This window comes from Bradyrhizobium genomosp. III, assembly GCF_000261705.1.
Classification (GTDB): Bacteria; Pseudomonadota; Alphaproteobacteria; order Rhizobiales; family Xanthobacteraceae; genus Bradyrhizobium; species Bradyrhizobium ottawaense.
This window is the reverse complement of record NZ_AJQF01000391.1, coordinates 1-9,874: the sequence shown is the minus strand read 5'-3', so window position 1 is coordinate 9,874 and position 9,874 is coordinate 1. Positions and strand designations below refer to the sequence as shown.

The following is a 9,874-nucleotide window of genomic DNA, read 5'->3' as shown; positions in this document are numbered from 1 at the left end:
CGCCGGATGCCGCGGCTGCCGCCGTCTCCTATACCGCGGCCCGAATCGACCGGCTGACCGCGCTCGGTGATGCCGCGATCGCCGAGAAGAGCCTGACGACGGACATGAAGGTGCTGCGCAAGGCGCTGGAGCACGATCGCTACGGCTTCGTGGCGCAGGTGCTGGTCGTGCGCGACGGTTGCACGCAGTTCGACTGCGCCGCGTTCCGCTCGCTGACCGACCAGCAGCGGGTTGCCGCCAACATGGACGCCCATCTCTACGACATGCTGGTCGCGCGCCATGCGCCAACCTGGAACGCGCCTGCAACGGCGTCGGCGATGCCGGCCACGGCCGCGCTTGCCGGGCTGCCGCCCGCGATGCCGACGGGCAAGCCGACCAGCGCTGAGTTCCCTAGCGCCTCGTCGACGCCGCCGGTCAGCATCATGAATCCGGAGCCCACGGCGACGACGCGCCAGGCGGCGCCCGCCGCCGCGAACGCAGCGCCGGCACCGCGCGCGCCCGCCGCGACGTCGGCACAAGCCGCCGCACCACCGGCCGCGAAGAAGCCGCCGGCCCCGAAGGCTGCGCGTGCTCCTGCAGCGCCGGTTCCGCTCGCTCCGCCGCCAACCTCGGCGGCCGCGCCCGCGGCTGCGGATAACGAATAGATCGGCATTCCAAATGCGGTGCCGCCCGGCTAATGCTTGGGCATGCCGCTACATCTGATCAAGCTCGCCGTCGGTTGCGACTCCGTCAAGGAATTGAAGGAGTGGATCGCCGAACGGATGCAGACCGCCAAGAAGAAGGGTCTGCCGCAACATCACATCCACATCACTCGCATGGTCCCCAAGCGCGATGCCGAGATCCTCTCGGGCGGGTCGCTCTACTGGGTGATCAAGGGCGAGATCGCCGCACGGGAAAAGATCATCGGCATCGAGCCGTTCCGCGACAAGGACGGTATCGGCCGCTGCCGGATCGTGATGCAGCCGAAAGTGGTCTCGGTGTCGCCACGGCCGATGCGCCCATTCCAGGGCTGGCGCTATCTCGCCGACGATTCCGTGCCGCCCGATCTCGGCAAGTCCGCCGCCGGCTCGATCGCGGCGATGCCGGAGCCGATGCGGCGCGAATTACGCGATCTCGGGCTGCTCTAAACCGCGATATTGTCGATCAGCCGAGTCGTGCCGAGCTTGGCCGCGACCAGGATCCGCAACGGTCCGTCCTTGCGCGAGGCGAGGGGCGCCAGCGTCTCGGCATGGCGCGCTTCGTAATAGTCGAGCGCAAAGCCGGCCGCCTCGATCGTTGCGGCGCCACGCTTCATGGCCGACGCAACGGCTTCGCCGGCACGGATGCGGCCGGCGCTGTCCTTCATGGCACGGTAGAGGATGGGGGCGGTCCGCCGCTCCTCGGGCGACAGATAGACGTTGCGCGAGGACATCGCGAGCCCGTCGCGCTCGCGCACGGTGCGGGAGCCGACGACCTTGACGCCGAGGTCGAGGTCGCGCGCCATCTGCGACACCACCCGCAACTGCTGAAAATCCTTTTCGCCGAAGATCGCGAAGTCCGGCCGGCACTGCGTGAACAGCTTGCCGACGACGGTGGCGACGCCGCCGAAGAAATGCGGGCGGAAGCGGTCCTCGAGGCCGGCGATCGCCGGTCCCTCCGGCACGATGCGGGTGGCAAAGCCGTCCGGATACATGGCATCGACGCCGGGATGCCAGACGATATCGACATCCTCGGCTGCGAGCTTGGCGATGTCGGCCTTCCAGGTGCGCGGATAGGCGCCGAAATCCTCGGTGGGGGCGAACTGGGTCGGGTTGACGAAGATCGAGACCACGACGCGGCTGGCGCGCCGCTTGGCGAGGCGGACGAGAGACACATGCCCGTCATGGAGGGCCCCCATGGTCGGGACCAGCGCGATCGTGGCCTTTCGCTTGCGGAGATTGTCGACGGCGCGGCGCAAGGTTGGGACCGTGCGGGCGATCAAAGGGCTTGCTGACATCAGGACTCGACAGGGTTGGGAATCGGCGCGGCATGACCTGGCGCCAGGGGCGACTAACCTTAACAAGCGGCGATCGTGGACGCCATGCATCCGGATGCGGCACAGCATCCCGCGCAAGGTCGCGCAGGATGTCGCGACATTGTGGGCTGGATTACAGAAAGAAAGACGGCGCCGCGATTCATGATGAAGCAGGCGCGCTGCGATTTGCATTACCTGTCACGCATTTCACTTGACCGCAGACGCGGCCAACTCGAAGATATTCATCAGGGGTGTTGAGGATCGCCATGCTTGTGCAGGCTAGCCAAGGCCAATCCGGCTCGGCGCATGTGGTCGTGCTCGGTAACGAGAAGGGCGGCTCCGGCAAGTCGACCACCGCCCTGCACATCGCGGTTGCGCTCCTGAAGGCCGGCCAGCGCGTCGCCACCATCGACCTCGACTGCCGTCAGCAGAGCTTCACGCGCTACATCGGCAACCGTGCCGCCTGGGCGCGCCGCACCAAGCTCGACCTCGAACTGCCGGTGCATCGCTGCATCAAGCTCGGCGAGACCATGCAGATCGCCGAGAACGAGAATTCCGAGTTCCAGCAGTTCATGGAGGCGGTCTCGGCGGTCGAGAGCAGCTTCGACTTCATCGTCATCGATACGCCGGGCACCGACAGTTATCTGATGCGGCTGGCGCACTCGATGGCCGACACGCTGGTCACGCCGATCAACGACAGCTTCCTCGATTTCGACGTGCTCGGCACCGTCGATCCCGCCAATTACGCGGTGACGGGCGAGAGCCACTACGCCGAGATGGTGCGCGACGTCAGGCGCAAGCGCCGCCAGCTCGACGGCTCGACCACCGACTGGATCGTCGTGCGCAACCGCCTGTCGATGCTCGGCTCGCGCAACAAGCAGCTCGTCGCCGAGGGGCTGAAGGATCTGTCGCTGCGGCTCGGCTTCCGCTACGTCGACGGCTTCGCCGAACGCGTCGTCTATCGCGAATTTTTCCCGCGCGGCCTGACCGCCCTCGACGAGATCGACGAGGCCACGCTCGGCATGCGGCCCAATCTCGGCCATCTGACCGCACGAGAGGAGGTGACGAGCCTGCTCCGGCAGCTCAAGCTGCCGCTCGACGAGCGCGGCCGCCGCCGCGCCGCCAACCGGGCCGAGTGGTTCAACCAGGTCGACAAGCCGCTCGAGGTTCACGACATCCTCGGCGCCTGAGCGGCGGTATATCGCTACTTCCGATCGATCTGAGGGGCCGGTTTCCGCGGGAACTGTGGCCGCGCTCCGCCGTTTTCACCTTACGTTGACCGTGAAATTGAACCCAAGCGAGACCGGTTGCGTCGGAGGGTGACGTGCACGCTGACGTAGCTTGGCGAGGACGGGATGCCTACAAAACGTGTGCGGCGCACAATGAAAGGGCTGCCGGTTCACAATATTTGGCCTTCCTGTCACGCGCCTGTGACATATATTAGCGAATAGGCGACAAGGGGTCGAAGAGCCCCGGAAGAACACGATTTTCAACAGGGATTCAGGCCGCAAGAGCCTGAGGCTGAGGACGAAAATGAAGCGTGGAATTGCCGTTCTGGTTTCGGTCAGTGCTCTCTGCGGCATCGCCTATTTCACGGCGAGCAAGTGGGCGATCAAGCACGAGACCATTACCTTCTACGACGCCTCGCGCGACAATCGCCCGGTGCCCGTCGACATCGCGGTGCGTCGTGACAAGGAAATGCAGGCCACCGCCGGCATGATCACGCTGCCGGTCGCAGTGATCAATCACGGCAACACCGTCAAGAACACCGAGTACGGCTTCCTCGCCAACATCTTCGCTGCGCGCGGCTACATGGTCCTGAGCCCGCAGCACGACTTGCCGACCGATCCTCCGATGGTGACCAAGCCCGGCGAGCTCTATGTCGGCCGCCTGCCGCAGATCCTGCGCGGTGTCGCCAACATCCATCTCGCCGTGCAGGAAATGAGGAAGCTTCAGCCGAACGCCGACTACGACAAGGTCACCATGGTCGGCCATTCCATGGGCGGCGACATCACGATGTATTTCGCCAAACAGTATCCGGATGAAGTCAAAAAGGTCGTCACGCTCGACAATTTGCGCGTGCCCTTCGTCACCGCCGGCAAGTTCAAGATCCTGTCGTTCCGCTCCACCGATCCGCAGTTCAAGGCCGATGCGGGCGTGATCCCGACGGACGAGGAATGCGAGAAGGCGGGTATCCAGGTCGTGAAGACTGAATTCCAGCACAACGACATGCGCGACACCGGTCCGGATGTCGCCAAGAACTCGATCCAGGGCATGCTCGACAAATTCCTGAGCGCCGCCGACAGCGAGATCGCGCCGGTCGACACGCAATCCTCGCCGCCCAATATCCTCGAGCCCGGTCCGGTCGCCTTGATGGGGCCTGCCAAGAGCTGACCTCTTCGCCCTGACGGCGCCCACATCGTCAGTCACGATCTGCAAAGCCCCCGCCAGCCTCTGCCGGCGGGGGCTTTGCACATTGACCGGGCTGCTTGCGCTAACCACATTAGCCGCCCACGCAGGGTCAAGGCATGTCGGGCGAACCCATCAAACCCCGCAGCGGCGATGCCGTCTCGGCGCAAGCAGGCGGTGCGGTGCCGCAGGCCGGAACGTCGACTGCGGAAGACATCGCCGCCTTCGTCGCCAAGGCGCAGGCGATGTCACCGCATGCGCCGGGCGCGAAGGGGCGGCTGATCTTCGCGCTGGACGCGACGATGAGCCGGCAGCCGACCTGGGACATGGCCTGCGCGCTGCAGGCCGACATGTTTCGCGAGACCGCCGCGCTCGGCAGTCTCGACATCCGGCTGGTCTATTATCGCGGCTTCAACGAGTGCCGCGCCACGGGATGGATCTCCGACAGCAACAGGCTTGCGGCGTTGATGACCAAGATCGATTGCCGCGGCGGCGACACCCAGATCGGCAAGGTGCTGACCGAGGCGCGGCGCGAAGCGGTCGCATCGGGCGTGCGTGCCGTCGTCTTCGTCGGCGATGCCATGGAGGAGAAGGTCGACGAGCTCTGCGCCAAGGCCGGCGAGCTCGGCATGCTCAAAGTGCCCGTGTTCCTGTTTCAGGAAGGTCATGACGCCGTCGCCGAGCAGGCCTTTCGCGAGATCGCGCGCCTGACGGGTGGCGCCTGGTGCCGGTTCGATCCGGGTGCGGCGGCGCAGTTGCGCGAGCTGTTGCGGGCGGCTGCGGCCTATGCCGCCGGCGGTCGCGAGGCGCTATTGAAGCTGGCGAAGACCGCGAGCGGCGCGGCCAGGCTGATCGGCCAAATGAAGTAGCGCTCAGGCGTCGCGGCGAGGCGTATGCCATGCATTTTGCCGCGAGGGCGACTATATTCCGGTCATGACCCTGATCGCCGGCGCTGTCGCAATTATCACGCTTTATCTGCTGCTCCAGATGTTTCGCGCTGCCAATCCGGCGGTGCTGGCGAGGGCCATCAGGTTCGGTGGCGGCGTGGTGGCGCTGGCGGTCGCAGCCTTCACGGGCTTGCGGGGCGAGCTGGTGGTGGCGATCCCGCTCGGGATTTTCGGCGCCGGGCTGCTGGGCTGGACACCGCTGGCAAACGCCGGCTTCGGCAATGTCGGCGGGCTGTTCGGCGGCGGTGGTGCTGCGCCCGCGTCAGGGCAGTCTTCACGCGTGCGTTCGCAATTCCTGGATATGCGGCTCGACCACGGCTCTGGCCAGCTCGGCGGGCAGATCGTCGCCGGGCCTCACGCCGGGCGCGATCTCGGCGAGTTCGATCTCGCTAGCCTGCTGGCCATGGTTCCGACATTCGACGCCGAGAGCGTGGCCTTACTTGAAAGCTATCTGGACCGCCGGTTTCCCGCCTGGCGTCAGAACGCGCAGAGCGATGCGGCAGGGGGGCAGCGCCGCACGGCGGCGAGCGGCAAAATGACGGCGGAGGAGGCCTATCAGATCCTTGGCTTGCAGCCGGGGGCGGGGCGTGACGACATCAGCCGGGCCCACAAGACCCTGATGAAGAAACTCCATCCCGACCAAGGGGGGTCGAACTATCTCGCTGCCCGTGTAAACGAGGCCAAGGATACTCTGCTTCGTACGCATAACGGCTAACTCCGGCACTACGCTACAAACGCCCGTACCGCGTGAGCTCCGCTTGCTCTGTTTGCCGTCGCCCTGACACCCGCCATTGTCGGCGTGGTTGATCTCTTGAGTAAAGTTTTAACCGTAAATCCTTGACGAGAAGTTGTCGCGGAACTGGCATCGCGATCCGCCAAAAACAAAAATGCCCGCGCAAGGCGCGGGCATTTTGAGCGGAGCGTTGCGAAAGATCAGTTGCGGACGGTGATGCAGGAGATGTCGGCGCGCTTCAGGGTACGGCAGACGGCTTCGGCCTGGTCGCGCTCGAGCCCGGCGAAGCGGGCGCGATAGAGCTTGCGATTGTCCTTGGCGACGACCTCGGTGAACGGATCGGCCTTGCTGAGCAGGCCGCGGGCCGAGCTGCGTGCCGCGTCGATGCGCTGCTGGGCCTCGTTCTCGCTCTCGAGCGCGCCGACCTGGACGATCCAGCCGCTGTGGGCGGCGACCGGCTTGGTGGTGGCGCTCATCTGGATCGGCATCGGGTCGGCGGAGGCCAGCTTCGGAGCGGCCGGGGCGGGCGCAGCAGTCGTTGCGGCCGGCAGTACCCCGAGGAGGCCGTTGCCGGTGCCGAAGCCCGCCGGCTGCCGCGGCAGCTCGGTGCGGGCGATCTCGGCCTTCGGCGCTTCCGGCTGGCTGACGACCTCGGGCTTGTTGATGAGATCGGCCCGGGCGACGACGGCGGTGGAGGTTTCCGCGACGTCGGAGCGGGACGAAATGGCGTTGGTAACCGGCGGTGCGACCTGAGCGGGGGCGGCGGAAGCGACCTTCACGGCGCCGGCCTTGACCTGAACCGTCTTGACCCGGACCGGCTTCATCGGCTCGGACGAGCCGGGGATGATGGAGAGCGGCTGGCTCGAGATCACGCCATTGGTGAGCGGCGCCGGCTCGATCTTGGATTCCGTCGGCCGAACTTCAGGCTTGGCTTCGGATCTGGGCTGGGCCGGCGGCACCGCGGCAGTCGCAGCCGCGAGCTTCGACAGGCGTGCGGCCAGACGCGACGGCGCTGCTTCGGGAGCAGGGGCAGAAGCGGCCTGAACCTGCGGAACGGCGCGGGCCGGGGTAGGCGACGCGTCGGCGACCTCGGTGCTGGCGTCCGCGCCGTTGCGCTCCGTGACCGCGGCGACGGTGTGGGTGGTCGCACCCTTCTCGAGATTCTCCGCGAGCAGGTTGCGCATGATGGCATCGCGCGAGCCGCCGCTGCGACCCCCGAGCACGACACCGATCAGATGACGGTTGCCGCGGCGCATCGAGGTCACGAGATTGAAGCCGGAGGCGCGGGTGTAGCCGGTCTTGATGCCGTCCACGCCCTCGACATTGCCGAGCAGGTGATTGTGGTTGCGGATCGACTGTCCGCGCCAGTTGAAGGTCGCCGTCGCGAAATAGCGATAGTAGCGCGGGAAGCGCTCCTGGATGGCGCGGCCGAGCGTGGCCTGGTCGCGCGCGGTCGTGACCTGCTCGTCGTTGGGAAGGCCGTTGGCGTTGCGGTACACCGTCTTGGACATGCCGAGCGAGCGCGCCTTGCGCGTCATCATCTGGGCGAAGTCGTCCTCGTCGCCGCCGATCGCTTCGGCGATCACCACGGCTGCGTCGTTGGCGGAGCGGGTGACGAGACCCTTGATCGCGTCCTCGACACGGATGGTCTGGCCGGCGCGCAAATTCAGCTTGGTCGGATCCTGATCGGCGGCGTGCTGGGACACCGGCATCTCGGTGTCGAGCTTCATCTTCCCGGACTCGAGACGCTCGAACAGCAGGTAGAGCGTCATGATCTTGGTGAGCGAGGCGGGGTGGCGGATCCCGTCGGGGCTGGTCGCCTGGAGCACTGCGCCGGAATTGCCGTCGACGATGATGGACGCGAATTTCGGGCTGGAGCTCTCGGACACGTCGCGCTGCACCCGGTGGTGCGCGTAATGGCGGCGATGACGCCGCGCCTCGGCGGCATCGGTGGTGAAGATGACCGCGGTGGTGACCGTAAGAAGCCCGAAAACGCCAACCCGCGCCAAGCGCGAGGAAGACAAGTTTTTACGAAGCATGGAACCCCGTCCCCGTTTCTGACTTGATCACCGGCTCGTGAGGCGAAATTGTGCCCAATGGACCCGGGATCATTACCTGCTCAGGCTGTCCCTCCGCTGGTGCTCGCCGCGGGGGACGTTGGACCTGAACCGCTATTCTGGCTAAGGTGATGGTCTCAAACGGCTTTTGACCGTCTGCGGAAGTTGAACACGTCCAGGGAATCAGGGTAGGGGCCCGCGGTTTCCAAATGCTTAAAGAACCCTTGCGGGAAACCCCGGGAATCTTCGCGAAATGAGTCCAATTTTGTGCGTCGCACAAAATTCTTGACTTTTTTGTGCGTTGCACTAATTGTGGGCAGAGTCAGGGAGCCGGGGCTTCCCGACGAGAGCCAGGGAAAAGGATTCCGAAATGTTCAAGGTTGAAGACTTTCAGAACTACGGGAAAGAGCACTTCGAGCAGTACGTCGCCTCCGCGACCTCGGTGCAGCACGGCCTTCAGGCGATCGCCAGCGCCTATGGCGACTATACGAAGAAGTCGTTCGAAGACACCAAGTCCTTCGTCGAGAAGCTTTCCGGCGTGAAGTCGCTGGACAAGGCCATGGAAGCGCAGACCGATTTCGCCCGTTCCTCCTACGAGACCTTCGTTGCGGAATCGCAGAAGATCGCCGGCCTCTACAGCGACCTCGCCAAGCAGGCGTTCAAGCCGGTCGAGACCATCGTGTCGAAGTTCACCCCGGCTGCTCAGTAAATTTTTCAGGACGTCCTGGAATCGAAAAGCCCGGCTGAACCAGCCGGGCTTTTTGTTGGCACGCGGTCGATCCGTCAGCGCGCCACGCGCAGCTTCGACAGCGAGGTGCCGATGTCCTTGAACACCGAAACGGTCTGGCTGGCCGACGTGACGAGATAGAACTTGTCGGAGCTGCTGGCGCAATATTGCAGCACGCTCGAGGTCGGATCGCTGCCGGTGTTCACCTGCACGGTGTAGATCGTGATGTTGTTGGGCTGGGCCTTGGCATTGTCGCACAGCTTCTTCTCCCGCGCGTCGATCTGCGAGGAGTCGCTGTACCAGCGGTTCTGCGTGTTCATGCCGTCGGAGAGCAGGACGATTGCGTCCTTGTAGGTGTAGTTGGTGTCCTTGGCCGGCGCGTTCATGGGATCGCCGGTCGAGAGCGTCATCCAGCCCCAGGCGAGGCCGATGCCCTGGTTGGTGTTGCCGGTCGGGACCAGATTGCCGATCAGCGTCTTGAGCGCCGACCAGTCGTAGCTCAGCGGCATGATCGGTTGGATGTAGGCCGAATTGCTGGAATTGCAGTACGAATACTGCTCCGCCGGGAACAGCGTCGACGAGTTGCTGCTCACCGGAGCAGTATTCTTGGTGTCGTAGTCCTGATCGCGGTCGGTGACGCATCCCGTCCATTTGTTGTGGTTTTTCGGCGTCCACGTCTTGCCCGCGCTGACGCAGCTCGACTGTTGCTTGTACCAATTGTCGCTGCAGCTGCCATTCACCGCTTCCCAGTCGCTCCAGTCGATCCAGGACTTGTCATAGTTGCTGCTGCCGACGTTGACGTCCTTGGAAAACGGAACGACCGAGATGTAGACGTCGCCGTTGGTCTTGGCGAGCGTGCTGAGCTGGTCGACCAGGTTCTTCGCGGCCGTCTGCATGGCCGGCATCTTACCGTCGTCGGCCATCGATCCCGTGACGTCGAGCACCAGGGCCACGCGCATGCGCGTCAGGCCCCAGGCGCTGGTGGAGGTGGTGTCGATGCCGAGTGTC

9 protein-coding genes and 1 pseudogene are annotated in these 9,874 nt (G+C 65.0%); 7 read left to right on the top strand and 3 right to left on the bottom strand.

Annotated elements, in window-relative coordinates:
- Both IC66_RS0131730 and IC66_RS0131725 read left to right on the top strand, forming a co-directional pair.
- Nucleotides 1-644: pseudogene (locus tag IC66_RS0131730) on the top strand (hypothetical protein); the annotation flags it as partial.
- Nucleotides 645-686: 42 nt separating this feature from the next.
- Nucleotides 687-1,127: a DUF1489 family protein gene (locus tag IC66_RS0131725; RefSeq protein ID WP_028143982.1), complete on the top strand. Its 441-nt coding sequence runs from the start codon at nt 687-689 to the stop codon at nt 1,125-1,127.
- On the opposite strand, the gene panC is transcribed toward IC66_RS0131725, so the two are convergent.
- A complete protein-coding gene (gene panC, locus IC66_RS0131720) occupies nt 1,124-1,975 on the bottom strand; it encodes a pantoate--beta-alanine ligase (protein ID WP_038950344.1) in 852 nt (283 codons plus the stop codon). The two genes, IC66_RS0131725 and panC, sit on opposite strands and share 4 nt — an antisense overlap.
- Nucleotides 1,976-2,259: 284 nt before the next feature.
- On the opposite strand from panC, the gene IC66_RS0131715 reads away from it, so the two are divergent.
- The 4 genes from IC66_RS0131715 to IC66_RS0131700 all read left to right on the top strand — a co-directional run bounded on the left by IC66_RS0131715 (nt 2,260) and on the right by IC66_RS0131700 (nt 6,064).
- Nucleotides 2,260-3,183: a division plane positioning ATPase MipZ gene (locus IC66_RS0131715; protein ID WP_038950343.1), complete on the top strand. Its 924-nt coding sequence runs from the start codon at nt 2,260-2,262 to the stop codon at nt 3,181-3,183.
- A 343-nt stretch (nt 3,184-3,526) separates the two neighbouring features.
- Nucleotides 3,527-4,387, top strand: coding sequence for an alpha/beta fold hydrolase (locus tag IC66_RS0131710; protein WP_028143979.1), 861 nt, complete (start codon nt 3,527-3,529; stop codon nt 4,385-4,387).
- Nucleotides 4,388-4,521: 134 nt separating this feature from the next.
- Nucleotides 4,522-5,271: a hypothetical protein gene (locus IC66_RS0131705; protein WP_038950342.1), complete on the top strand. Its 750-nt coding sequence runs from the start codon at nt 4,522-4,524 to the stop codon at nt 5,269-5,271.
- A gap of 64 nt (nt 5,272-5,335) precedes the next feature.
- Nucleotides 5,336-6,064, top strand: a complete 729-nt coding sequence (locus IC66_RS0131700) for a DnaJ domain-containing protein (RefSeq protein WP_028143977.1) — start codon at nt 5,336-5,338, stop codon at nt 6,062-6,064.
- A gap of 218 nt (nt 6,065-6,282) precedes the next feature.
- On the opposite strand, the gene IC66_RS0131695 is transcribed toward IC66_RS0131700, so the two are convergent.
- Nucleotides 6,283-8,121: a D-alanyl-D-alanine carboxypeptidase gene (locus IC66_RS0131695; RefSeq protein WP_038950340.1), complete on the bottom strand. Its 1,839-nt coding sequence runs from the start codon at nt 8,119-8,121 to the stop codon at nt 6,283-6,285.
- Between the two features lie 388 nt (nt 8,122-8,509).
- Between IC66_RS0131695 and IC66_RS0131690 the strand changes: the two genes are divergently transcribed.
- Entirely contained in the window at nt 8,510-8,848 is a 339-nt protein-coding gene (locus IC66_RS0131690) for a phasin family protein (RefSeq protein WP_028143975.1), read from the top strand.
- Nucleotides 8,849-8,922: 74 nt separating this feature from the next.
- Here the strand turns inward: IC66_RS0131690 and IC66_RS0131685 are convergent.
- Nucleotides 8,923-9,874: vWA domain-containing protein (locus IC66_RS0131685; RefSeq protein ID WP_038950339.1), on the bottom strand; the 952-nt coding region annotated here is incomplete at its 5' end.